24 protein-coding genes are annotated in these 24,044 nt (G+C 72.1%); 5 read left to right on the top strand and 19 right to left on the bottom strand.

Going from position 1 to position 24,044, the window contains the following annotated elements:
• The 8 genes from ABZ928_RS47505 to ABZ928_RS47470 all read right to left on the bottom strand — a co-directional run.
• Positions 1–224: alcohol dehydrogenase catalytic domain-containing protein (locus ABZ928_RS47505; RefSeq protein WP_361534396.1), on the bottom strand; the 224-nt coding region annotated here is incomplete at its 3' end.
• A gap of 14 nt (positions 225–238) precedes the next feature.
• On the bottom strand, positions 239–1,267 hold the full coding sequence (gene gap / locus ABZ928_RS47500; protein ID WP_361534393.1) for a type I glyceraldehyde-3-phosphate dehydrogenase: 1,029 nt from the start codon (positions 1,265–1,267) through the stop codon (positions 239–241).
• Between the two features lie 131 nt (positions 1,268–1,398).
• Positions 1,399–2,097 carry a response regulator transcription factor gene (locus ABZ928_RS47495; RefSeq protein ID WP_361534390.1) on the bottom strand — a complete coding sequence of 233 codons (699 nt, stop codon included), beginning with the start codon at positions 2,095–2,097 and terminating at the stop codon, positions 1,399–1,401.
• A gap of 180 nt (positions 2,098–2,277) precedes the next feature.
• Positions 2,278–2,898, bottom strand: a complete 621-nt coding sequence (locus ABZ928_RS47490; RefSeq protein WP_361534387.1) for a hypothetical protein — start codon at positions 2,896–2,898, stop codon at positions 2,278–2,280.
• 143 nt (positions 2,899–3,041) lie between these two features.
• A complete protein-coding gene (locus tag ABZ928_RS47485) occupies positions 3,042–5,429 on the bottom strand; it encodes a phosphoketolase family protein (RefSeq protein ID WP_361534384.1) in 2,388 nt (795 codons plus the stop codon).
• A gap of 184 nt (positions 5,430–5,613) precedes the next feature.
• Positions 5,614–6,444, bottom strand: coding sequence for a universal stress protein (locus tag ABZ928_RS47480; protein WP_361534381.1), 831 nt, complete (start codon positions 6,442–6,444; stop codon positions 5,614–5,616).
• Positions 6,441–6,941 (bottom strand): pyridoxamine 5'-phosphate oxidase family protein, encoded by a 501-nt coding sequence (locus tag ABZ928_RS47475; protein ID WP_361534378.1) that lies wholly within the window; start codon positions 6,939–6,941, stop codon positions 6,441–6,443. Before ABZ928_RS47475 ends, ABZ928_RS47480 begins: the two co-directional genes overlap by 4 nt.
• Before the next feature lie 131 nt (positions 6,942–7,072).
• Positions 7,073–7,753, bottom strand: coding sequence for a pyridoxamine 5'-phosphate oxidase family protein (locus ABZ928_RS47470; protein WP_361534375.1), 681 nt, complete (start codon positions 7,751–7,753; stop codon positions 7,073–7,075).
• A 202-nt stretch (positions 7,754–7,955) separates the two neighbouring features.
• Here ABZ928_RS47470 and ABZ928_RS47465 point away from each other — a divergent pair, with 202 nt between their 5' ends.
• Entirely contained in the window at positions 7,956–8,339 is a 384-nt protein-coding gene (locus tag ABZ928_RS47465; RefSeq protein WP_361534372.1) for an STAS domain-containing protein, read from the top strand.
• A gap of 18 nt (positions 8,340–8,357) precedes the next feature.
• On the opposite strand, the gene ABZ928_RS47460 is transcribed toward ABZ928_RS47465, so the two are convergent.
• The gene (locus ABZ928_RS47460) at positions 8,358–9,359 is read right to left on the bottom strand and encodes a nitroreductase family protein (RefSeq protein WP_361534370.1); all 1,002 of its coding nucleotides are present in this window, start codon (positions 9,357–9,359) and stop codon (positions 8,358–8,360) included.
• A gap of 225 nt (positions 9,360–9,584) precedes the next feature.
• On the opposite strand from ABZ928_RS47460, the gene ABZ928_RS47455 reads away from it, so the two are divergent.
• The 3 genes from ABZ928_RS47455 to ABZ928_RS47445 all read left to right on the top strand — a co-directional run bounded on the left by ABZ928_RS47455 (position 9,585) and on the right by ABZ928_RS47445 (position 12,500).
• Positions 9,585–10,154 carry a hypothetical protein gene (locus ABZ928_RS47455; RefSeq protein WP_361534368.1) on the top strand — a complete coding sequence of 190 codons (570 nt, stop codon included), beginning with the start codon at positions 9,585–9,587 and terminating at the stop codon, positions 10,152–10,154.
• A gap of 94 nt (positions 10,155–10,248) precedes the next feature.
• Positions 10,249–11,991, top strand: a complete 1,743-nt coding sequence (locus ABZ928_RS47450; protein ID WP_361534365.1) for a GAF domain-containing sensor histidine kinase — start codon at positions 10,249–10,251, stop codon at positions 11,989–11,991.
• Between the two features lie 86 nt (positions 11,992–12,077).
• The gene (locus ABZ928_RS47445; protein ID WP_361534362.1) at positions 12,078–12,500 is read left to right on the top strand and encodes a pyridoxamine 5'-phosphate oxidase family protein; all 423 of its coding nucleotides are present in this window, start codon (positions 12,078–12,080) and stop codon (positions 12,498–12,500) included.
• Between the two features lie 243 nt (positions 12,501–12,743).
• Here the strand turns inward: ABZ928_RS47445 and ABZ928_RS47440 are convergent, their stop codons facing one another.
• Together ABZ928_RS47440 and ABZ928_RS47435 are read right to left on the bottom strand one after the other, a co-directional pair.
• Positions 12,744–13,316 carry a hypothetical protein gene (locus ABZ928_RS47440; protein ID WP_361534359.1) on the bottom strand — a complete coding sequence of 191 codons (573 nt, stop codon included), beginning with the start codon at positions 13,314–13,316 and terminating at the stop codon, positions 12,744–12,746.
• A gap of 128 nt (positions 13,317–13,444) precedes the next feature.
• On the bottom strand, positions 13,445–14,104 hold the full coding sequence (locus ABZ928_RS47435) for a YceI family protein (protein WP_361534356.1): 660 nt from the start codon (positions 14,102–14,104) through the stop codon (positions 13,445–13,447).
• Between the two features lie 362 nt (positions 14,105–14,466).
• On the opposite strand from ABZ928_RS47435, the gene ABZ928_RS47430 reads away from it, so the two are divergent.
• On the top strand, positions 14,467–15,192 hold the full coding sequence (locus tag ABZ928_RS47430; protein ID WP_361534353.1) for a carbonic anhydrase: 726 nt from the start codon (positions 14,467–14,469) through the stop codon (positions 15,190–15,192).
• 107 nt (positions 15,193–15,299) lie between these two features.
• Here ABZ928_RS47430 and ABZ928_RS47425 read toward each other — a convergent pair whose 3' ends face one another.
• The 8 genes from ABZ928_RS47425 to ABZ928_RS47390 all read right to left on the bottom strand — a co-directional run bounded on the left by ABZ928_RS47425 (position 15,300) and on the right by ABZ928_RS47390 (position 23,767).
• Complete coding sequence (locus ABZ928_RS47425; protein WP_361534350.1) at positions 15,300–16,238, bottom strand: hydrolase; 939 nt, start codon at positions 16,236–16,238, stop codon at positions 15,300–15,302.
• A gap of 179 nt (positions 16,239–16,417) precedes the next feature.
• Positions 16,418–17,386, bottom strand: coding sequence for a TIM barrel protein (locus tag ABZ928_RS47420; RefSeq protein WP_361534347.1), 969 nt, complete (start codon positions 17,384–17,386; stop codon positions 16,418–16,420).
• Complete coding sequence (locus tag ABZ928_RS47415; protein WP_361534344.1) at positions 17,383–17,991, bottom strand: nucleoside deaminase; 609 nt, start codon at positions 17,989–17,991, stop codon at positions 17,383–17,385. Before ABZ928_RS47415 ends, ABZ928_RS47420 begins: the two co-directional genes overlap by 4 nt.
• A gap of 16 nt (positions 17,992–18,007) precedes the next feature.
• Positions 18,008–19,528 (bottom strand): GMC oxidoreductase, encoded by a 1,521-nt coding sequence (locus tag ABZ928_RS47410; protein WP_361534341.1) that lies wholly within the window; start codon positions 19,526–19,528, stop codon positions 18,008–18,010.
• Position 19,529: 1 nt separating this feature from the next.
• The gene (locus tag ABZ928_RS47405) at positions 19,530–20,669 is read right to left on the bottom strand and encodes an ROK family transcriptional regulator (protein ID WP_361534432.1); all 1,140 of its coding nucleotides are present in this window, start codon (positions 20,667–20,669) and stop codon (positions 19,530–19,532) included.
• A 35-nt stretch (positions 20,670–20,704) separates the two neighbouring features.
• Positions 20,705–21,526, bottom strand: coding sequence for a carbohydrate ABC transporter permease (locus ABZ928_RS47400; RefSeq protein ID WP_361534338.1), 822 nt, complete (start codon positions 21,524–21,526; stop codon positions 20,705–20,707).
• On the bottom strand, positions 21,523–22,464 hold the full coding sequence (locus ABZ928_RS47395) for a sugar ABC transporter permease (protein WP_361534335.1): 942 nt from the start codon (positions 22,462–22,464) through the stop codon (positions 21,523–21,525). Before ABZ928_RS47395 ends, ABZ928_RS47400 begins: the two co-directional genes overlap by 4 nt.
• Before the next feature lie 7 nt (positions 22,465–22,471).
• Entirely contained in the window at positions 22,472–23,767 is a 1,296-nt protein-coding gene (locus tag ABZ928_RS47390) for an extracellular solute-binding protein (RefSeq protein WP_361534332.1), read from the bottom strand.
• Positions 23,768–24,044: the final 277 nt, after the last annotated feature.

Here is a 24,044-nt window from a genome sequence, read left to right as displayed (position 1 = left end):
GGGACGCCGGCGCCGACCGCCTGCACCGGGCCCACGCCTTCGTGGCCCGGGATGAACGGCGGCCGCGGCTTGACCGGCCAGTCGCCGTGCGCGGCATGGATGTCGGTGTGGCACAGCCCGGAGGCCTCCATCCGCACCAGCACCTGACCGGGGCCGGGCTCAGGGACCGGCAGCTCCTGGATCTCCAGGGGCTTGCCGAAGTCGGCGACAACCGCTGCCTTCATCATCTTCTCCTGCTTCAGTTCCGCGGCAGACGGCCGGCGACGTACTCGGTGAGGTCCAGCAGCCGGTTGGTGTAGCCCCACTCGTTGTCGTACCAGCCGAAGACCTTGACCAGCTCGCCGTGGGCCTGGGTGAGCGGGGCGTCGAGGACGCAGGAGGCCGGGTCGCCCACGATGTCGCGGGAGACGATGGGGGCGTCGGAGACCCGCAGGATCCCCTTCAGCGGCCCGTCGGCGGCCTCCCGGAACGCGGCGTTGACCTCGTCGACGGTGACCGCCCGGTCCAGGACCACGGCGAGGTCGGTGAGCGAGCCGTCCTCGACGGGGACGCGTACGGCGATGCCGTCGAGGGTGCCGGTCAGCTCGGGCAGGACGAGGCCGACCGCGCGGGCGGCCCCGGTGGACGTGGGGATGATGTTGACGGCGGCGCTGCGGCCGCGGCGGAGATCCTTGTGCGGCCCGTCCAGGACGACCTGGTCGTTGGTGTAGCCGTGGATGGTGGTCATGAGGCCCTTGTCGATGCCGAAGCGTTCGTCGAGGACCTTGACCATGGGGGCCACGCAGTTGGTGGTGCAGGAGGCGTTGGAGACCACGTGGTGGCGCTCCGGGTCGTACGTGCTCTCGTTGACGCCCATCACGACGGTGGCGTCGACGTCCTTGCCCGGCACCGACAGCAGCACCTTGCGCGCCCCGGCCTTGAGGTGCGCGGCGGCCTGTTCCTGGGTGCGGAACCGGCCGGTGGACTCGATCACGACGTCCACGCCGAGGTCGCCCCAGGCCAGTGCGGCCGGGTCGCGTTCGGCGCTCACGGCGACGCGGTGGCCGCTCACCGTGAGGGAGGTGTCGTCGTGCTCGAGAGTGCGGCCGATGCGACCGTACGTGGAGTCGTAGGCCAGCAGATGGGCCAGGGCGGCCGGCGAGGTGATGTCGTTGACGGCCACGATCTCCACCGGAGTGCCGGCGGCGGTCTCCGCCCGCTCCAGTACGAGTCGCAGGTAGTTGCGTCCGATGCGGCCGAAGCCGTTGATGCCCACGCGCACGGTCATGTCCGTCGCCCTCCCGATCGATTCGCGTCTGTGTTCGCCTCCAGCCTGCTGGCGAGCGCGGGATCGGGCTTGGGCCGCACGGGGACCGGTTCAGGGACGTTCGGCCCACCCGGCGGGCCCCGTGGGCGGGCTCAGTCGCCTGCCTGCCGGAGCCGGTCCTGGGCCTGGGCCTGGGTGGCGATGACGGCGGCCTGGATACGGCGCTCCACGCCGAGCTTGGCGAGCAGGCGGGAGATGTGGTTCTTCACCGTCTTCTCCGCGAGGAAGAGCCGCTGGCCGATCTGGCGGTTGGTGAGTCCTTCGCCGATGAGGGCCAGGATCTCCCGTTCCCGGTCGGTCAGGCCGGGCAGGGCGTCCGGTTCCTCCTCCTGCCGCTGGTCCTGGCGCAGCCGTGCCATCAGCCGGGTGGTGGCGCTCGGGTCGAGCAGGGACTGGCCGGCGGCGACCGTGCGGACGGCGCTGACGAGGTCGGAGCCGCGGATCTGCTTCAGGACGTAGCCGGCGGCGCCCGCCATGATCGAGTCCAGCAGGGCCTCCTCGTCGTCGAACGAGGTCAGCATCAGACAGGTCAGCTCCGGCATCCGCGAGCGCAGTTCGCGGCACACCGTGACGCCGTCGCCGTCCGGGAGGCGTACGTCGAGGACGGCGACCTGCGGGCGCAGCGCGGGGACCCGTACCAGGGCCTGCTCGACGGTGCCGGCCTCGCCGACCACGGAGATGTCCGGCTCGTCGTCGAGCAGGTCGCGCACCCCACGGCGTACCACCTCGTGGTCGTCCAGCAGGAAGACCCGGATCGGGTTGTCGGGACCGGGTTGCCCGGTGTCGGCCATCGGTTGCTCCTCGTCACTGTCGTCCGCCGGTCTCGCTCGCCGGCGGATCGGCTCCCGACTCCGATCCTCCCCGCTTCCGGGACCAAGGACCAGGGCCGTTCGGCCCTGCCGTCCCTGTGGGCACACGGGAGCGGGGCACCGTTCCCGGTGCCCCGCTCCCGCATGATCCGCCGGTTCAGGTCAGGTGAGCCAGCGGTTGCGGTCGACGAAGGGGATCCTCGCCCAGGCCCTGCCCAGGCCCCAGGTGGCACCCGCGCCCGCGACCGCCACCGCGATCAGGACGACCGCGTAGATCACGTGGTAGTCGACGAACGGGTTCGTCGACATGCTCAGCGATCCGTCGGAGAGGTGCTTGGCGGGCGGCCACTCGGCGATCCACATCAACGCCATCATCACGGTCCCGGCCACCGCCGCCAGGCGCAGCCCGATGCCGAGCATGAGCGCCACTCCGACACCGAGCAGACCGAGCATGAACAGCCAGTCCGCCCAGCCGTCCCCCGCCCAGTCGTGGAACGTCGACTCCATCGGACCGGCCGCCACCGAGCCGAGGAAGCCCTTGGTGGGCGATCCGCCGTCGATCCAGCCCTTGCCGGACGCGGTCGCGTAACCGAACCCGAACGTCTTGTCCAGGAACGCCCACAGGAAGACGAACCCGGTCAGCAGCCGCAGCCCCGCGAACACGTACGCGCGCGTCGCGGTCACCGCCGCCGTCGTGTCGGCCGTCACCGCGGCCGTCCCGGTCCTGCGCCGGGACGGAAAGTGGAACCCCAGATGCCGGTGCGGGTTGTCGTGCACAGCCATGGTGCTCATCCCTTCCAGAGGATCACGCACGAGGATCTCGACGACTGTCTCGTCGCACCATCAATGTCCCGCTCCCCGCCCCGGGTTCGGAGGGGCTGCGAGCCCCCCGCCGTGGGGCCGAACGGCCCTGATCGGCGGCCCGTTCAGCCGTCCCAGGACCAGTCGGCGATCTCGGGCAGATCGGTGCCGTGGTCGCGGATCCAGGCGTGGTGGCGCAGTCGGGCGTCCTCCATGGACTGCCGTACGGCCGCGGCGCGCACCGCGAGGCCGGGGACGCGGTCGATGACGTCCATGACGAGGCGGTAGCGGTCGAGGTCGTTGCGGACGACCATGTCGAACGGGGTGGTCGTGGTGCCGATCTCCTTGTAGCCGCGGACATGCAGGTGTGCGTGGCCGGTGCGGCGGTAGGCGAGGCGGTGGATCAGCCAGGGGTAGCCGTGGTAGGCGAAGATCACCGGCTTGTCGGGGGTGAACAGGCCGTCGTACTCGAAGTCGCTCATCCCGTGCGGGTGTTCCTCGCTCGGGAGCAGCCGGGCGATGTCGACGACGTTGACGACGCGCACGGCGAGTTCGGGCAGATGGCGGCGGAGCAGCTGGGCGGCGGCCAGGATCTCCTGGGTGGGGACGTCGCCCGCGCAGGCGAGGACGACGTCGGGTTCCCGGGTGCCGTCCTCGGTGCCGGCCCAGTCCCAGATCCCGGCGCCGCGGGCGCAGTGCACCTTGGCCTGTTCCATCGACAGCCAGTCGAAGCAGGGCTGCTTCCCGGCGACGATGACATTGACGTAGTCGCGGCTGCGCAGGGCGTGGTCCGCGACCGACAGCAGGGTGTTGGCGTCCGGCGGGAAGTAGACCCGTACCGCTTCGGGGCTCTTGTTGAGGATGTGGTCGACGAAACCGGGGTCCTGGTGGGAGAAGCCGTTGTGGTCCTGCCGCCAGACGTGCGAGGTGAGCAGGTAGTTGAGGGAGGCGATGGGGGCGCGCCAGGGCAGCCGGCGGGTGACGCGCAGCCATTTGATGTGCTGGTTGACCATCGAGTCGACGATGTGGACGAAGGCCTCGTAGCAGGAGAACAGTCCGTGCCGGCCGGTGAGGAGGTAGCCCTCCAGCCAGCCCTGGCAGGTGTGTTCGGAGAGGATCTCCATCACCCGGCCGTGCCGTTCCAGGTGTTCGTCGACCGGGAGGGTCTGCGCCTGCCAGGCCTTGCCGCTCGCGTCGAAGACGGCCTGGAGCCGGTTGGAGGCGGTCTCGTCGGGGCCCACGATCCGGAAGTCGCGGCGCTCGCGGGTTTCCCGCATGACGTGTTCGAGCAGGTCGCCGAGGACCCGGGTGGGTTCGTGGAGGGTGGCGCCGGGCTTGTCGACGGGCACGGCGTGGCGCTCCAGCGGGGGCAGGGGCAGTTCGCGCAGCAGCAGGCCGCCGTTGGCGTGCGGGGTGGCGCCCAGGCGCCGGGTGCCTTCGGGGACGCAGGCCAGTACCTGGTCGCGGGGGCGGCCGTGTTCGTCGAAGAGTTCCTCCGGCTTGTAGGAGCGCAGCCACCGCTCCAACTGCCGCAGGTGGTCCGGGTTGTCGCGGACGGCCGCCAACGGCACCTGGTGGGAGCGCCACGTTCCCTCGACGGGCAGGCCGTCGACCTCGGCCGGGCCGGTCCAGCCCTTGGGGGTGCGCAGCACGATCACCGGCCAGTGCGGGCGCTCGGTGACGCCGTCCTCGCGGGCCGAGCTCCGGATGGCGGCGATCCGTTCCAGGGCGTCGTCCATCGCGGCGGCCATGGCCCGGTGCACGGTCATCGGGTCGTCGCCGGTGACGTGGATCGGGGCGTGTCCGTATCCCCGCAGCAGCGCGTCGAGTTCGGACTCGGGGAGCCGTGCCAGCACCGTCGGGTTGGCGATCTTGTAGCCGTTGAGGTGGAGGATCGGGAGGACGGCTCCGTCGTGGACCGGGTCGAGGAACTTGTCGGAGTGCCAGGACGCGGCCAGCGGGCCGGTCTCGGCCTCGCCGTCGCCGATGACGCAGGCGACGAGCAGGTCCGGGTTGTCGAACGCGGCGCCGTAGGCGTGGGAGAGGGAGTAGCCCAGCTCGCCGCCCTCGTGGATCGAGCCCGGGGTCTCGGGGGCGACATGGCTCGGGACGCCGCCGGGGAACGAGAACTGCTTGAAGAGCCGGGCCATGCCCTCGGCGTCCCGCGTGATGTCGGGATAGGTCTCGCTGTACGAGCCCTCCAGCCAGGCGTTGGCGAGGACGGCGGGGCCGCCGTGGCCGGGCCCCCAGATGCACAGGGCGTCCTGGCCGCGGGCCTTGACGACGCGGTTGAGATGGGTGTGCACGAGGTTCAGGCCCGGGGACGTGCCCCAGTGGCCGAGCAGCCGCGGCTTGATGTGCTCGGGGCGCAGCGGCTCGGTCAGCAGCGGGTTCGCCATCAGGTAGATCTGGCCGACCGCCAGGTAGTTCGCGGCACGCCAGTGGGCGTCCAGGGCCTTGAGTTCCTCGTCCGTGAGCTCGGCGGTGGACGCCTGCGGTGTGTCGACGGACATGTCGGGTCCCTTCCAGGGGCGGGATACGGAGGGTGGGTCGCGGGGTGGAAGTCGCGTGGACCGGTGCGCGGTGCCGGTGTGCCGCACCGGTACGCCTTGTCGGTGTGCGTCCTTCCACCCTGCTCTCGCCCGCCGGGTACCCGACAGGGCCGACCGGCCCCTCCCCTGGGGCCCGCCCGGCCGGTCAGCCGCTCGGCACGAACACCACGGGGCAGTGCGAACGGTGCAGCAGCGTGTGGGCGACCGGGCCCAGGCGCGGCCGCATCCGGCCGGGGTGATGGTGGACACCGACGACGGCGAGACCGGCCTCGCGGGTGGCCTCCAGCAGGGCGTGCGCCGGGTTGGTGCGGACCGTGCGGGCCTCGACGGTGACCGCGGGGTAGCGCTCGTGCAGTTCGGCCATGCCGAAGCGCGGTACGGCCTCCTCGGCGGCGTCGCGCCGGGCCAGTTCGCGCTGGCCCGGGCTGGTCGCGGGCAGCGGTGAGGGCAGTTCGGGGGTGATGTGCCGGTGGATCCAGGAGTGCACGACGCGCAGGCGGGCACCGCGCCGCTCGGCTTCCTGGAAGGCGTAGGCCGCGGCGTCCGCGTCGGCGTCCCCCGCCAGGCCGAGCAGCACGTCCCGGTCGCCGTCGCACGGATGGTCGCCGCGGACGACGAGGAGCGGGCTGTGCGTGTGGGCCGCGAGGCGCACACCGACCGAGCCGACGAGGAGTCCGGTGAGCCCGCCGAGGCCACGGTTGCCGACCACGGTGAGGGCCGCGCCCTCGCTCTCCCGAACCAGCGCCCGCACCGTGCCGGCCTCGGACGCGGTGGTCACGACCGGCAGGCCGGGATGGTGCTCGCCGACCCGTGCGGCCGCCGAGGCGAGGACCGGTCCCGCCGTGTCCCGGTCCGCCACCGCGTGGACGATGCGCAGGGTGGCGCCGCGGGCGGCGGCTTCCTGCGCGGCCCGGTCCAGCGCGCGTACGGCGATCAGGGATCCGTCCACTCCGACGACGACGTGCTGGGTACTCATGACACTGTTCCCTTCTGATCTCCCGAAGTGCTGTTCATCTGTCGTGCCGGCGTCGCCGCTCCGGTCGAGAGGTCCAGGCCGTACATCGTGCGTCCGCCGACCAGTTCACGGCCGGTGATCAGTTCGGGCTCGATGCGGACGAAGACCTCCACGGGCGCGGGCGCCCAGGAGCGCGGTCCCACCCGGCACAGCCGTTCGTGCTCGGCGGGGTCGGTCACCACGGCCGCCCGGCCGGTGACGACCACGCTCCAGCCGGACTGCGCGACGGCGTCGACCTCGTCCGCCTCGAAGCCGACGACCACGCCGTCAATCGCGCGGGCCAGTTCGGAGGCCGCCGAGGTCCGCAGCACCACGGCGCTGTCGTCGAGGCCGAAGTTGACCGGGAGGACGGCGGGCAGGGCCTGGTGCGTGTGGACGATGCGGCCCACCGACGGCCTCGCCAGCAGGTTCAGGCACTCCTGCCGGTCGAGTTCGCGGAATCCGTCGTTGGGGTACATGGCCACCGCCTTTCACCAGGTGCAGCGGATGCGTCCCATCGTCGGCGGGAGGACCGCCCGGGGAGAGGGGCCATGGGTCCCTGCCCTGCCGGAGAGCGGCCCTCACGGCACATCCGCACGGCCGTGCCACGTCAGTCGATCGCGCGGCCGGTGATACCGAAGGCGTCGACGCACACCCACACCTCGCGCCGGCCGCCTGCCCAGGGGGCGCTGTACGCCCGCTCCGCGAGGCGGCGCCGGTCCTGCGGGTGTGCCACGCCGCGGGCCCGGCCGCGCACGAGGACGCTCCAGCCGCGGCCGAGAGCCTCGTCGATGTGGTCGACCTCGAACGCGACCTGTTTGCCCAGGACTTGTGCGGGGGCGGAGCCGGTGGCGGTCCGGAAGGTGAGGACTCCGTCGACGACGGAGTAGTTCACGGGCAGGACCATCGGTCCCTCGGCGCCGGTCCAGGCGACCCGGCCCACGCCGTGGGTGCCGAGCCGGGCCCAGCACTCCTCCGTGCCGAGTTCGGAGAAGTCGGGGTCGCGGGCGGGCTGTCCTTGACCGGGCGGACGGCCGGTGTCGCCGCCGGTGAGGGCCGTGACGGTGGTCTCCAGGGCGCCCGCGAGAGACAGCAGCACGCTCCTGCCCGGTGCGGCGGCGGGCGACTCCTCCAGGTACGTCAGGTAGTGGACGGACATCCCCGCCCGGTCGGCCGTGTCGCCCGGCGTCAGCCCGAGTTCCGTGCGCCGCTGTAGGAGACGGCGTCCGAGGTCACTGCGTGCGAGTCCGGTCGGTGTGTTCGGCGCGGGAGTCGCCGTGTGCTCGTCCACGATCCCTCGCCTCCCTTCTCTCAGGCGGCCGAGGCGGCCGGTGCCACACCTGCCTCGCGGCTTCAGCTTGTCCCCGGGAGCCCGCGCGTTGCCATGGGCCGGTTGGCCCCGGGACCTCGCCGAACAGGGTCGATCGGTCGGTCGGGTGATCGGGGCCGAACGGCCCTTCCGCCCCACCCGGCTCCCCCGCTTTCCTCGGACCATGTCCACACACCGTCCAGAGCCCGCGCCCCGTCCCCCGCAGATCGGCGCGACCGTGGTGGAACTGCGCGGCGAACTCGACGTCCTGGCCGCCCTGAACCTCTCCGCCCGCCTGGACGCGCTCACCGCCGGGCCCCGCCCCGACCTGGTGCTGGACCTGCGGGGCGTGTCCTTCGTCGACTGCGGCGGGCTCGGTCTGCTGAGCCGGGCACGGAACCGGGTGCTGGCCCGGCGGGGCCGGCTGCGGCTGGTCTCCGACAGCCCCCGCTTCCTACGGGTCCTGCGGTGCACGCGGCTGGCCGGCGTCTTCGAGATCCACCCCGATCTGCCCACGGCCCTCGCGGCGGACCCCGCCGGGAACCCGGCCGTCACCGCGGTCGCCTGAGGGGCGCGCCCGGACGGGTCACCGCTCGGGCGGCTCCGTGTCGAGCACCGCGTCCGGGGCGCGCCGCGGGGTCGCGGGGCCGTCGGGGCCGTAGCCGAGGCGGACGAGTATCTGGGCGTACCCGGTGTGCTCGGGGTCGGGGCTCAGTTCACGGCGCAGGTCGGGCCATTCCATCGGCTGGTGCAGCAGGGACGTACGCAGTCCGTGGGCCGTGGCCACCAGCAGGACGTGTTCGAGGGCCTGTCCGGCCCGCAGCCAGTCGGCGCGGCGGTCGTGGACCGTCGTCAGCAGGGCGATGACGGGTCCGGGCTCGAAGTTCTGCGCGGACAGCTCCTCGGTGTGCCGTCGCGCGGTGAAGTCCCGCATCGGGAGCTGCTCGCGCGCGTCCTGCGGGCCGAGCGCGGACTGCGGAAGGCCGAGGTCGGCGGGGTCGTCGGGGTCTTTGTGCACCCAGCGGCGGCTTTCCGTGCCGCGGTCGGGATCGAGCCGGTTGCGGCGCTCGGCCTCGGCGGTCACCCGCAGCAGCCGGGCCGTCTCGGGCGGCTCGGGGAAGGTCAGCGACGCGCCCTCCATGTGGGCGGCCTCAGCGATCTCGACGCGCGCGTTCTGCGCGAGCGGCCGCCCGGAGAAGGGGAAGCGGCTGCTGTGGCGGCGCCAGATGGCGGGATACAGATCGGTGCGGTGCCGCATGGTGTGCCGGCTCTGGGAGGCCGTGAGCCTGACGGTGGCCAGCAGTGCCGTGTCCTCGGGGCGCGGCAGCAGCCGTACGACGGGTGACCAGCCGAAGTGGGCCACGGCGACACGGAGGTTGAACACGGACGCGCCCACCGACAGGTGCAGGGCGCGGGCGACGGGGTCCGCGTGGCGCAGGCTCCGTTCCTGGGCGGCGCGCACCTCGAAGGCGCCCGCCTCGGGGTCCAGCCGGTAGCGCCACGGCTGGGTGTTGAAGAACGAGGGCGCGGCCACGGCAGCCGAGATGCAGGACTCCAGGGTCGAGGCGTCGAGAGGTGCCGTACGCATGGTGTCCTCCTTCCCTACGGACGTCGGACGGGTACCGATGTCCTTCGAGGATGGGAGCGGGGCCCCGGCGCGGTGAGGGGCCGTTGGTCCCTCGTCGGCGGCCGGACAGGTCACCCCGGAGTCGGTGCCGGTCGGCCCTGCGGAGCGCTCTGTTCGGCCCCTGCCGCGGGCGGTTGCGGGCTGACACCGTGCTGGCAGTGACATGGACGAGGAGGTGCGGAGACGATGCGTGGCGGCAGGCGCACGAAGAAGACACTGTGGCGGTGGCGGAGCAACCCGCTGCGCCGGCGCGACGACGTGCTGGAGGCATGGATCGTCCTGGCCGTCTGGGCGGTCATCGCGGTCGGCGGCACGCTCGCCGGAATCGTGACAGCCCGAGCCGCGGACGACACCTTCGACCGGCAGCGCGCCCAGCGGACCCCCGTCAGCGCCGTACTCCTCGCGGACACCCCCAAGGCCACCTCGAACGCCTACCGGTCCTCCGCGAAGGTCCGCTGGACCGGCCAGGACGGCACCACCCACACCGCCAAGGCCCTGGTGGAGAGCGGGAAGAAGGCCGGGTCGCGCATCACGCTGTGGACCGACCCGCACGGCACCCTGGTCACCGCTCCGCCCAGCCCGACCGGCGCGGCCGTCGAAGCCGCACTGCTGGGTACCTCGGCCGCCCTCGCCGCGGCGGGGCTCGTGTTCGGCGCCGGCGGGCTCGTGCGGTGGCGGCTGGAGCGGCGGCGCATCGCGCAGTGGGGCAGGGAGTGGGACCTGGTCGGCCCGCAGTGGGGCCACAAGACGAGTTGACCGCGCCGCTTCGCCCGGTGCCGGGGCGCCGTCGCCGGGCGCCTGCCCCGTCGGGCATCCTGAGGGAGAGGTCCAAGGGGTGAGGGGAGCCGTGGTGGAGGAGCGCGCACAGGGTCGGGGCGACACCGGGATCACCGGCACGCCCCACCCCCAGTTGCGGCTGGACGAGCTGCTGGAGGGACTCCAGGAGCAGGTCCGGCATGTACGAGAGGCGCGGGACCGTATGCACACCCTTCTGGACGCGGTGCTCGCCGTGGGCTCCGACCTCGATCTGCGGGTGGTGCTGCGGCGGATCGTGGAGTCCGCGGTCACCCTGGTCGACGCCCGGTACGGGGCGCTGGGCGTGCTCGGCGAGGAAGGCACCATCACGGAGTTCATCACCGTCGGCATCGACGAGGAGACCATCGCCCGGATCGGCCACTATCCGCGCGGCGAGGGCATCCTGGGCCAGCTGATCCGCCACCCCGAGCCGCTGCGGCTGGCGAATCTGGCGGAGCATCCGGCGTCCGTGGGGTTCCCGGCCGGGCATCCCCCGATGACCAGCTTCCTCGGCACTCCCATCCGGGTGCGCGGGCAGGTGTTCGGCAATCTGTACCTCACCGACAAGCGGGGCACCGGCGAGTTCGACCCCGACGACGAGGCGGTGCTGCGGACGCTGGCCGCCGCGGCGGGTGTGGCGATCGACAACGCCCGGCTCTACGACGACGCCCGCCGCAGACAGCGGTGGCTGGCGGCCAGCGACGAACTCACCCGCAGTCTGCTGTCGGGCCGGGACCCGGCCGAGGTCCTCGACTCGGTCGTCACCACGGTGCGGGAACTGGCCGGCGCGGACCTGGTCACCCTCGCCGTCCCGGTCGGCGGCGACAGCGGCGAGCTGGTCGTGGAGGCCGCGTCCGGCACCCGGGCCGACGAAGTGCGCGGTCTGGTGCTGCCGGCCACGTCCCTGGCGGCGAAGGTGTTCACCTCCGGGGAGCGGGTGACGAGCGACGCCGTCAGCGCCGATCCGCGCGCCGAGGGCGGCAGCGCCTCCCTGGTCACGCTGGGCTCGGCGTTCTTCGTGCCGCTCGGCGCCCGGGAACGCGTCCGGGGCGTGCTCATGGTGGCGAACGTGCCCGGTGGCGCGGTGTTCCCGGAGGCCACCATCGACATGATCACCGCGTTCGGCAGCCAGGCGGCCCTCACGCTCGAAGTCGCCGAGCACCGCCGGGAGGCGGAGCGGATGCTGGTGCTCGGCGACCGCGACCGCATCGCCCGTGACCTGCACGACCTGGTCATCCAGCGGCTGTTCGCGGGCGCCCTGTCGCTCCAGTCGGCCCTCGGGCACATCGGTGACCGCCCGACGGCGAGCGAGCGGGTCCAGCGGGTCGTGGACGACCTCGACGACACCATCAAGGTCATCCGGTCCACCATCTACGCGCTGCGGGAGAGCGACCGGGCGCGGGGCGGCGGACTGCGGGCCCGTCTGGTCGCCGACACGGACCGGGCCGCACGGGCCCTCGGCTTCTCCCCGGCGCTGCGCATGACCGGGCTGATCGACACCGACGTACCCGCCGAGTACGCCGAACACCTGCTGGCCGTGCTCGCCGAGGCCCTCTCCAACGCCGCCCGGCACGCAGGCGCCACGGCGGTCGGCGTCGGCGTGGAGGTGGCCGACGGGGTGCTCCGGCTGCGGGTCACGGACGACGGACGCGGCATCGACCCCGCCGTCACCCGCCGCAGCGGCCTGGCCAACCTCGGTCAGCGCGCCGAGGAACTGGGCGGAACGCTCACCGTGTCCCCGAACCGGCCGAGCGGCACGGTCGTGGAGTGGGCTGTCCCGCTCCCCTCGCCGGCCTGACGCTTCCGGTGCCGCACCCGTGGGGCCCTCGCACAAGGGCCGACCGGCCCTAACCATGACCGCGCGGCCGGGTGGAGCATGGTCCGATGGTCCACAACGACGGCTTTCGTACGCTCGACCGGCAGGAATGCCTGCGCCTCCTGGCAAAGGTGCCGGTCGGTCGCGTCGTGTACACCCGTAGCGCGCTGCCCGCGATCCTCCCGGTCAACTTCTGTCTGGACACGGACTTCTCCGTGCTGCTGTGCACCTCGTCCGGCTCGGATCTCGCGCGCGCCGTGGACGGCGTCGTGGTCGCCTTCGAGGCGGACGAGTTCGACGCCGCGACCCGGTCCGGCTGGAGCGTGGTCGTCACCGGCCGGGCCGGCGTGGTGACCGACCCCGCCGAGCACGAGGCGCTCACACGGACCGGCCCGCGTTCCTGGATGCCCCTGCACGACGGCGTGTTCGTACGCATCGAGCCGGAGATGGTCACCGGGCGGGAACTGGGCGCGGCCCACAGCACCGACTGACGGTCCGCTCCCCGGGAGTTACTGGTCCTGCACGCCGCCCGCTCCCCGCCGGCCACGCCCTGCGCACCGGGACCGAGCAGCTCGCGGGTCGGCGCGCGGGGACACCCGCCCGCAGGATCCGCTACGAGGTCTTCGGCCCCGGCCTCTGGCTCGCCGGCACCACGTCCTGACCGAGGGGCCGTCGCCTCGGCGGGGCGCGCCCGGAAACACGGGCCAGGGACCCCGGCGGGCCGCCCCGGCTCCTCAGCCCGTCTTCCCGCCCCGCCGGGTGTCAATCCGCTCCCACTCCGCGTCCCACTCGGCGAGGCGCCGCCGTTCCAGGCTCAGCCGTACGATCCAGGCGGCGCCCAGCACGGTCCCGCCCAGGCCGATGGCGGCGAGGACGCCGCCCGCGACACCGTGCAGGCGGGACTCCTCCTCGGTCAGCGGTTCGGGGGTGATCCTGCCCTCGTCGTCCGTCCACACGGTGACGGCGCTGTTCGCCCGGCTCCCGACCGGCACCCGGGCCTGCTCGGTGTGCGTCCTGCCGTCCGGCGTGGTCCAGCGCACCGTGGCCCACACCCGGTGATCGGCCACGACACGCGCGGGGCCGTCGCTCTCCGCGTCCTCGACGAGCACGGCCGAGACCGCGCTGACCCCCGCTCGCTGCCGCTCGGCCGTCGTCTCGATCGCGTGGGCCGCCACGACACCCGCGATCACCCCGCCGACCAGTGCGAACACCCACGCCGAGAGCACGACCCAGGCCTCGACGAGGTCACTGCCCCGCCGCAACGGGTTCCGCCGCCACCGCCACCATCGCGTCCGTGCCACCGCCATCGGCCGACACCCCCTCGTGAGCACCGACAGCACACCTCCAGTGTGCGCCCGACGGAGCCCACTGCACGGGTGCTGACAGCACCCGGCGCGGTAGGGGGGCCGGGGGTGGCCGACCAGGCCTACACGTGTCAGCCCGCAGGCGCCGTGCGGATCGCGGCGATGTCGAGCTGGAGCCGTACCTTCTCGCTCACCATGGCGCCGCCCTCGGCCAGCCTGGAGTCGTAGTTCAGGCCCCATTCGGAGCGGTTGATGGTGGTGGTGCCGTCGAATCCGGCCCGTTGGTAGCCGAAGGGGTCGGTGACGTGGCCTATGTAGGTCAGTTCGAGGACCACCGGGCGGGTGGCGGACTTGATGGTGAGGTCGCCGGTCATGCGGTAGACATCGTTGCCAACCAGCTCCACGGCGGTGCTGGCGAACCGCATCCGCGGGTAGTTCGCCGAGTCGAGGAAGTCCCGTCCGGTCAGATGGGCGTCGCGTTGTTCCACGCCGGTGTCGACGCTGGCGGTGGACAGTACGATCTCCGCCTGCGAGCGGGACGGGTCGCGGCCGTCGAAGTACAGCCGGCTCTGATACTCCGCGAAGGCGCCGCGGACCGTGGTCACCATCGCGTGCCGCACGGAGAAGCCGATCCTGCTGTGGGCGGGGTCGATGACCCATTCGCCGGTCAGGGGCGCCAGCGCGGGATCCGGAAGGACCCCGGCACCGACGGCCGGTGACATCGTGGGGGGCTGGGGCGTGACGGTGCGCTCCGTGCGACGGAACGAAGTGTCACGGCTGAACAATTTCATGATTCACCTAATTACTGCACGGGAGTTCGAGCCGCAAGTCCTCATCGGCGCTCGCCGAAAACTCCACACATTCGCCATCCCTTCACCTACTCCGCCCCGAGGGGAAATCCGGCCGGAATGGAGACGATGCCGGGGTTTTGCAGTGGAAACAGGGCGAAATCCGCGGACGGGTAGAGCGAGGAAGAAGTGGAGGACTCCGAATTTCCGATGGGAACGACAGAGTCCCCGATATGCGGGACCGTGCACCTGCCGCGAATTCGATACCTCACCCCCCGCGAGGTTGTCTCAAATGCAGTGCACAGGACCGTCAAGAGACACCCAAGCCGGAGATCCACTCGGGGCTCGGTCATACGTTCGTCGCCGTGAACTTCTCAGACACCCCCCACAGAACGGGGCGCCGGACGCTTCTGCGCGCCGGCCTCACCGGTGCGGCAGCCCTCGGCACCGGCCTCTCCCTCGGCGTCTCCCCCGCCTCCGCGACCCCCGCCGGCACCCGCGCCCGGCCCAGCACGCCCGGGGAGGCGCTGCGGGAACTGGCCGCGGGCAATCTGCGCTGGCGCACCTTCCGCGAGCGGCATCCGGACGAGACACCGGCCACCCGGCAGGCTCTGACGACGGGTCAGCACCCCTTCGCGCTGATCCTCGGCTGCATCGACTCCCGGGTGCCGCCGGAGCTCGTCTTCGACCAGGGGCTCGGCGATCTGATGACCGTGCGCAGCGGCGGCGAGGTCCTGGACGAGGCCGTGCTGGGCAGTGTCGCGTACGGGGTGCTCGAACTCGGCATACCGCTGGTGCTGGTGCTCGGCCACCAGTCCTGCGGCGCGGTGAAGGCCGCCGTCGAGGCCGACATATCGGGGGCTCAACTGCCCGCGCACATCCAGTACTTGGCCGATCAGATACGACCGAACATCGACCGCACCGAGGAGGGCGACGCCCGCGTCGACGCGACCATCGACGCCAATGTCCGTGCCATCCGCTCCCGTATCGCCGGCGAGCCCGACCTCGCCGCGAAGGTGGCGGCCGGTGAACTGGCCGTCGTGGGCGCCCGTTACGAGCTGACCAACCAGCTCGTGCACCGGCTGGCCTGACACGGTTCGGGGGTTGCCGACGCCGTGAACTCGCCGTCGGCAACCCCCTGTTCCCCTTGTGAGGACTCAGAGGACCCAGAGAACTCAGAGGACTCAGTGGTCTGGCATCAGGAGGACAGCCACTCCGTGGCGTTGAGGGCGAGGGCCGCGTTCGTGGCGCCGGTGTCGTTCCAACCGTCGTAGAGGGTGTTGCCGGACTGGCCGGTGCCGTCGTCGATCGGGGAGCTGTCGCCCCAGAACGCGATCTTTCCGGTGCCGAAGGTGCTGGTGGCGAAGAACGCGCCGGTGTTGCCGGAGTAGCCGCTGCGGTAGAGCAGGCCCTTGACGGCCGAGTTGTCGGCGGGCTTCAGCGTGGCCGTCGTGCCGCTGGCGATGAGGCTCTTGGTGACGGTGCCGAACGAGCCGTGCAGCACGGGGTTCGTGCTGTCGCTGATCGCGGCCGGGTAGCCGGAGCTGATGCTGAGCGAGTCGATGGAGAAGCCGAACGGGTCGGTGGAGTCGACGCTGTTGTTCGTCATCAGGTCGTTGAGGATCTCGACCGCGTCCTCGCCGTCGTTGTTGCGGTCGGCGCCGGTGTGGTCGGAGATCATGAACAGGCCGCCGCCGTTCTTCACGAAGTTCATGATCGCCGTCTTCTCGGCGGTCGTGAACAGCGTGTTGGGCTCCGGCAGGACCAGCGTGTCGAAGTTCGACAGATCGGTCGCCTTCGAGCCGCCGTAGGTGAGGCTGGAACCCGACGGCAGGGTGTCCAGCGTGTAGTCGCCGGTCTCCTGGAGCGCCACGCCCCAGGAGGACAGCGCGCCCGTCCAGTCCGTCTCGTCGGAGGGCGAGGAGTCCTCGCCGGTGGGGTCGGGCTGGCTGGTCGAGATGATCCAGTCGGCGTTGCCGGCCGTTTCGGCGTGCGCGTTGTCGAAGAGGATGCGGTGGGTGGTGGCGGCGGCGGCCGGGGCGGCGGTGGTCGCCTGGACGGCGGCGCCGGTGGCCAGCAGGCCGAACACGGTGACGGCGGTGGTGAGTCTGCGGGGGGACGAGCCGAGGCCGAGCATGCGGTGAACCTCCGGAAGTGGGGGAAGGGAGGCGGTGCGGGCGCCGAATCTGCGCGCGTAGAACGGAAGTTGGGGGACTCCCGCGCCACACAAGGGTGGACGCTACACACAAGATCCAGACCGGCGGCAGAGCCCGCCGCGGCTTCACGTAGATCTCTTACCGTGCCCGACCGCCCCCGTCACCGTGCCCGACTGCCCCCAGGAAAGCCGCTGTTGACCGTTCCGGCCCACGCGGCCTTCGCCACCGCCGTTCCCGCCCGCAGCGCGGCCACGGGGTCGGCGGCCTCGTCCAGCTCGATCAGCACCGTCCCAGCCCCCGGGGTACGGGCCATCGCCTCGGCCCAGCCCGGCCAGTCCACGATGCCGGTGCCCAGCTCCGTCATGAAGGGCTGCTGCCGTGCGTACACCGTCTCGTCGATGGTGAGGTGCACGTCGATCGGCCGCACCGCGTCCTTCCAGTGGGCGAGGGCTATCCGCGGGGCGTGCCGACGGGCGACGGCCACCGGGTCGCCGCCGCCGAGGGCGATGTGGCAGGAGTCCGGGCACAGCCACACATAGCGGGGGTCGGTCAGGGCCATGAACAGGTCGATGTCCCGCTCGTACCACAGCGTGCTGTTCGACTCGGTGTGGAACGCCAGCCGCACCCCGTGCCGGGCCACTTCCTCCCCCACCGCGTGCGCGATGTCCGCCATCCGCCCCATGTAGGCGGCGTCGACGAAGAACGGCGGACGCTCCCCGTACGTCGTCCGCATCGGCAGCCCCGCCACCAGCAGATCCGCGGCCGCCTCCGCGAGGAAGGCCGCACGGCGTGCCGCGTCGGCGACGATCGCGGACAGGTTGTCCCCGGCGCGCCAGTCCGGGGCGTCCTCGCCCGCGATGAACGCGCTGACCACGGACAGGCCCCGTGCGGCGAGGGCCTCGCGGAAGGCCGTCGCGGTGCCGTAGGCGCGTACGGCCGTGTCGATGTCCCCGGGTGCGAAGGTCAGCTCGATGCCTGTGACCTCGGTCTCGGCCAGCGCGTCCATCAGCCGCTCCCAGAAGCGCCGGGGGTGCGCGGCGGCCAGCTCCCGCACCGCGTCCGCGGAGCCGACACCCCAGAACTCCGGGTGGTAGAAGGTGATGATGTCCGTGGCGAAGCGCGGTATCACTGGTCACCGCCCCGGGCGTTGTAGACGACGACGTCACCGGCGTCGACGGCCGCCCGGTAGTCGCCGAACACCTCCAGCGCCTCCTCACGCAGCACATCGCGGACGACCTCGATGCCCCGCGCCTCGAACTGCTCGGCCCAGTCCGCGCCCAGCGGGCCTTCGTCGAACGTGGTGAGTTCCTCCAGTTCCTTGCCCTCGCCGGCGACGACGAGACTGCGCACCCCGGACCACATGGTGGCGCCGTAACACTGGATACAGGGACGCCAGTTGACGACCAGTTCATGGGCGGGCAGGCCCTCGCCGCCGAGGTCCCAGCCACCAGTGGCCGTCTGTGCGAGGCCGAGGGCGACGACCTCGGCGTGGGCGCTGGAGACCCCGGAGGCGAGGACGACGTTGACGCCGACCGAGACGATCCGCCCGGTGTCCCGCTCCGCGACGAGCGCCGCGAACGGGCCGCCGTTGCCCTCCCGCCAGTTCCGGTCGGCGAGCCGGTGCACGAGCCGCATCCGCTCCTCGCGGCCGGGGATGACGGGCGGTACGTCGGACAGGGCGTCATCGATCCACGCGGGCAGCCCCACGCAGTACTCCTTGGCGATGTCGATCACTCTTGCTCAAGTCCTCTCAGTGGGCGGCGAGTTGCCGTGCGGCGACGGCGCGGGCGGCGCGGACCGCGGTCACCATGCCGGTCAGGGTGACGTTGGCGGCCATCGGGGTGGGGATCACACCGTTTCCGGCGAGGTAGAGGTTGTCGAGGCCCCACACCCTGCCGTCCGGGTCGCACACGCTGGTGCCGTCGTCGCCGGCCCCGGCGCGGACCGTGCCGGTCAGGTGCAGGGACGAGCCGGGCGGCAGGAGGGCGCGTTCGGTGGCGGGGTCGAAGGAGCCGAACTCCTCGGCCAGTGCCCGGACTTCGTCGAGCGCCCGGTTGATCAGCCGCCGGTCGGTGTCGCTGTAGCCGAACTCGACGCCGATGCGGGGCATTCCGGCGAGGTCGGTCTCGGTCGGTGAGAACACGAGCCGATTCTCCGGGCGGGACTCGACCGGAACGTACAGCGACATGCCCACCGAGTGGGCGAGGGGACGGTCGTCCTCGTCCACATAGGTGCGGTTCATGATCTGGCCGTGGAAGGGCTGGTCCGTGCCGTTGTGGGGCAGCCAGAGCGAGTCGGTGCAGAACTCGCCGGGGCGGGTCCGCGGCAGGTCGTCGAGGGTGAGGCCGAACCGGTCGAGGTCGAGCAGGACCCGCGCGGTGACGAACGCGTGTTCGTTGAGGTGGCGGCCGAGGGCGCTCGGGCGGATCCCGGAGGCGTAGAGGAGCTGCGGGGTGCGCAGGGCGTCGGCGCACACCACCACGGTGTCCGCGCACAGCTCGGACTCCCGGCCGTCGGCGACCCGCCGCAGCCGCGCGCCCGTCACCCGGTCGCTCATGACGACGAGCGAGGTCACGAGGGTGCCGGTGAGGAGGGTGAAGAACGGGTCCGTGGCCGTGGCGAGGGCGGGGAAGATCGTGGCCGGTGCGGTGCGGGGCATGGGGCCCGAGGAGGTCGGGGTCACGGCCATGGGCATCGGCTGGGGGCGCCGGTCGTACGGCCCGGTGGCCCCGTAGCGGCGGCGCAGGACGTCCAGCACGACGCGCCCGGTCCCGGTCGGGCCGATCGGGGACGGCGTGACGGCCAGCAGTCCGCCCGCGGTCGCGAGGTCCGCCGCCCAGCTCTCCGGGTCGCCGAAGTCGAAGACCTCGTCCCCGGCGGGCCAGGGTGTCGCGGCGGTCCAGTGGACGCCCATGCCGCCCGTGTTCCAGGCGAGCGCGGCCTGCGGCATGGCCTCGCTGCCCTCACCGAAGGCGAGGGCGTGGACCATGCCGGGCGGGAGGTCGGCGAGCCGGTCGGGGATCTCGCGGGTCGCCTCCGCGCCGGTGTACATGCCCTGGATGCCGGTGGCGACCTGTTCGTTGTAGCGCGCCCACAGGGTGGGGTCGTCGAGGTCGTGCAGATGCAGACCGGGGGTGCCGCCGATGGGGGTGCCGCCGTCGACCATGGTGAGACGCAGGGACGGATCCGTCTCGCGCAGCAGGCGGGCCATGGCGGATCCCATGATGCCGCTGCCCACGATGAGGACGTCGGTGCGGGGGGTGTGGGGCAACTCAGACTCCGTGGGGCGCGGGGGCGTGGGGGCCGAAGAGCTCGGTGTCCATGCGGTCGAGGGCGAGTTTCACGGCGCCGACGAGCGGGGCGTCGTGGCCGAGGCCGGTGGCGCGGAGTTCGACCGCGGGGGTGCGGGCGGCGCGCAGTGCCTCCCGGACCCGGGGCAGCAGGACGTCGGCCGCGTCCTCCAGGCCGCCGCCGAGCACGATGAGGGAGGGGGCGACCGTCCAGGAGAGGGTGGTGAGGATCGACGCGATGTTCTCCACGAACTCGTCGACCTCGGCGAGCGCGGTGGCGTCACCGGCCCGGGCCGCCTCGAAGCGGGCGAGCGCGACGGCCCGTTGGGCGGTCTCGGGCGAGGTGAGCCAGGCCACCGGACGGTGCTCGACCGACCCGGCGGGCATCGACACCGCCTCCACGATCTCGCCCGCGGCGCCGTCGAGCCCGCGGTGCACCGCGCCTCGGATGAGGATGCCGAGGCCGGCCCGGTTGCCGAGCATCGCCCATACGACGTTGTCGTGGTCGCCCGCCACCCCGCGCCAACGTTCCCCGAGCGCACCGAGGTTGGTGTCGTTGTCGGCGAACCAGGGCATCCGCACCCGCCGGGCGAGTTCCTCGGGCAGATGCACGCCTTCCCAGCGGGTGGTGTGCACGAGACGCCGTACGACCCCCTCGTCGTCGATCGCGCCACCGCCCGCGAGCACGCCCGCGCGCAGCCGCTCAGGGGACCCGCCCGCGTCGGCGAGGGCCTCCAGGACCAGCGCCGCGGCGTCGTCGAGGGTGATCCGGGGGTCCTGGTAGGCGCGCAGCGGGCGGTGGGCGCGGCCCAGGATGTGGCCGCGTACGTCGGCGACGACCGCGGAGGCGTCGACGGTGGTGATGCGCACGGCCGCCAACAGGGCGTGTTCGGCACGCAGTTCGTAGCGGCGGGCGGGGCGTCCGGCGCAGCCGCTGGTCGGGACGCGGTCGAGTTCGGTCACCCAGCCCGCGTCGACGAGGGTGTCCAGGACGAGTTCGATGGTGCGCCGGGACAGGCCGGTCCGCTCGGCGAGGGCGGTCAGTTTCATCGGCCCCGCCGACACCGCCAACGTACGCAGAATGACCGAGGTGTTGACGCGCCGTACCGCGCTCTGGTTCATGCCCGGCGTCAGCTGCTGCGCGGGGGCCGGCGCTCTCACCGCATCCCCGTTCCGGCGATGCCGCGCACGAAGTGCCGTTGCAGGAACAGGAAGAGGACCAGCACGGGCAGCATCACGACGATCGCTCCGGCGAGCATCAGGCCGTAGTCGGTGACGTGCGAGGCGGCCTGGCTGGTCGCGGCGAGACCGACGGGCAAGGTGTAGGCGGTGGTGCTCTGGGCGACGATCAGCGGCCAGATGAAGTTGTTCCACGAGGTGAGGAACGACATGATCGTGATCGTCGCGAGGGCGGGGCCCGCCAGCGGGAGGTAGACGCGGAAGAAGATACGGAACTCCCCCGCGCCGTCGATGCGGGCCGCCTCCAGCAGTTCGTCGGGGATCGACAGCGCGTACTGGCGCATGACGAACACGGACAGCGGCAGGGCCACGGCGGGCAGGGCGATCCCGGTGAGGGTGTCCGCGAGACCCAGGTCGACGGTGATCACGAACTGGGGGACGAACACCGCCGTGAACGGCACCATCATCGCCGCCATGACCGCGCCGAACGCGAGCCGTTTCCCGGCGAAGTCGAGCTTGGCGAGCGCGTATCCGGCGGCCGACGCCGCCACGACGTTGCCGAGGACGACGATGCCGGCGACCACGATGCTGTTGGTCAGGAACCGGCCGAAGCCGTCGAGGGCGAACAGCCGCGTGAAGTTGTCGAAGGTGACGTGCTGCGGCCACCAGGCGCCGGGGTCGGAGCGGATCTCGTCGAGGCTGCGGAGCGAGCCGCTCACCACCCACACGAAGGGCAGCAGGGTGAGCAGGGCGCACAGGACGAGGGCGGCGTAGAGCAGGGGTCGGCGGGGTGCGGTCATGTGCGGGACCTCAGCATCCGGAACTGGACGGCGCTCACCAGGGCGACGAGCACGAGCGTCACGAACGACGCGGCGGACGACATGCCCAGCTCCCCCGCCCCGAACTGCCGGTAGGTGTACAGCGCCACCGACTCCGTTGAGCCCAGCGGTCCGCCGCCGGTCAGCAGGTACGGCTCGTCGAAGACCTGGAGGTAGAAGACGCTCAGCAGCACCGACACCATCAGGGTGGTGGGCAGCAGCAACGGCAGGGTGATGTGGCGCAGTTGACGCCGGCGGCCGGCCCCGTCGAGGGCGGCGGCCTCGTACACCTCGTGCGGAACGGCCTGGAGCCCGGCGAGGAACAGCACCATCGCGGTGCCGAAGTTCCGCCAGACGCCCAGCAGGATCACGACGGGCATGGCGAGGTTCGGGTCGTCCAGCCAGTTCGGTCCGGCGAAGCCGAGGACGCCGAGCACCTTGTTGACCGTGCCGTCGGCGTTGAAGGCGTACTGCCAGATCAGTGCGACCGCGACGATGTTGGTGACGACCGGCGCGAAGAACACCGAGCGCAGCACGCCCCGCAGGCGCCGGACGCGGGAGTTGAGCGCGAGGGCCAGCGCGAGCCCGGTGCCCATGGTCAGCGGGACGCCGACGGCCACGAAGAGGGCGGTGTTGCCGAGGTCGCGCAGGAAGCTCGCGTCCTGGAACAGCCGGAGGTAGTTCTCGACGCCGGTGAAGTTCACCGCGAACGGGTGCCGCAGATCCGCGCCGCGCAGATCGGTGAGGCTGAAGCCGAGGGCGGCGACGGCGGGGATCGCGGTGTAGAGGACGAACACGACGGCGAACGGGGCGAGGAACACCCAGGCGACAGCCGTACGACGGCCGCGCCGCGCCTTGCGCGGGGTGGCCGGGGCGCTGCGGGGCACCGCCCGGGTACCCCGTACGAGGGTCGAGGTCATCGGCGGCTCACTCCGCCCCGGTCCCGACGCTCTCGGCGTACGCCTGGATGGCGGCGGCGGCCTTCGTCGCGCTGGTCGTGCCCTTGGCGACGGCCTCCATCTCCTTGCCCATCCGGGTGGCGACCTGCTGCCAGGTGCTCACCTGCGGGAAGGCCCGGGTGTTCTTCAGCTGGGTGAAGAAGGCGTCCAGGAGGGGCTGTCCGGCAATGGCGGAGTCGTCCCAGGCGGAGATGACGGCGGGCAGGGAGCCGTACGCCTTGTACTGGGCGACCTGGGTGCTGGGCTTCGCCATGTGCCGGATCAGCTTCCAGGCCGCGTCCGGGTTGCCGCTGTCGGCGAGCACGCCCCAGCTTCCGCCGGCCGAGAAGGAGACGCTGCCGGCGGACCCGGCCGGGAGGGGCGCGGTGGCGACATGGGACGCCGTCCAGCCGTCCTTCTTGGCAGCGGTGTCGAGCTGGCCGACGACCCAGGGGCCGGTGATCATCGCAGCCGTCTTCCCGGAGACGAAGTACGGCTGTGCGTCGAGGAAGGTGGGCCCGCTGGTGTCGGCGGTCTTCGCGGTGAAGAACGACGCGTTGTACGTCAGCGCGTCCGCCATCGCGGCCGTGTCGAGGGTCCACTTGCCGTCGGCCAGCAGGGAACCGCCGGCCTGCCAGGCGTACATCGCGACGTCCTGGCCGTTGAAGATGTCCCAGCCGATGTCGGCACCGAGCCCGTGCCCGGCACCGGCGCCCTGGAGCGCCTTGAGGAACGGCACCATGGCGTCCCAGGTCTTCGGCGCCTTCGCACCGGCCTTCGCGGCGAGGTCGGAGCGGTAGACCAGCGCGTACGTGTACGCGTACCAGGGCACCGTGTAGGCGATGTCCTTCGCCACCCCCGCGTCCCAGAGGCTCGTGAAGAAGATGCCCTGGTCGACGACACCGTCCGGTACGGGTCTGAGGATCGACGGGTCGACGAACTGCGCCTGGGACTCCGGGAAGAACTGGGCAAGATCGGGTCCCTTGCCGGCCGCGATCGCGGACTGGAGCTTCGTGTAGTACTCGCCGTTCGGGATCAGCGTGATCTTCACGGTGAGGTCGGGGTTGTCGGCCTTGAAGGACTTGAGGACCTTGTCGAGTACGTCGGCGTCGCCCTGCGCGGCCCACACCGTGACGGTGCCCTTGGCCGGGGAGTCGTCGACGCGCTCGGTGCTGCCGGTGGCCGCGCTGCCGTCGTCACGCCCGCAGCCCGCCAGCGGAAGGGCGAGGGCGAGGGAAAGGCCGGCGGTCAGCCGCAGGGCGCCGCGTCGGGAGAGGTCGGGCACGGTGGGCTCCTGGGGATTTCCGGGGGAAGTAGCCAATTCGGCGCGAGGCATCCCCCGAGGTCGATGGGGTCTGTGCCGCCGACAGCGACGCTACGAACGATGTGTTTCGGCCACATGGCGAGGTCGGCCCGCAATAATTTCGGAACTTGTAGCGAAATCGGGCGGGAGCGGATGCGGGGGCGCTCCCCGGCATCCAGCCACAGCCGACGGCGACGGCGGTCGGCTCGCCGTCTCTTTTGCCGTCCTGCCTGCGCGCGGCGCCGCCCATGGCCCAAGA

Origin of the sequence: Streptomyces sp. NPDC046909, from assembly GCF_040644695.1 — a bacterium.
Taxonomy (GTDB): Bacteria; Actinomycetota; Actinomycetes; order Streptomycetales; family Streptomycetaceae; genus Streptomyces.
The sequence above is the reverse complement of the archived record's forward strand: the minus strand, read 5'-3'. Positions and strand labels throughout refer to the sequence as shown.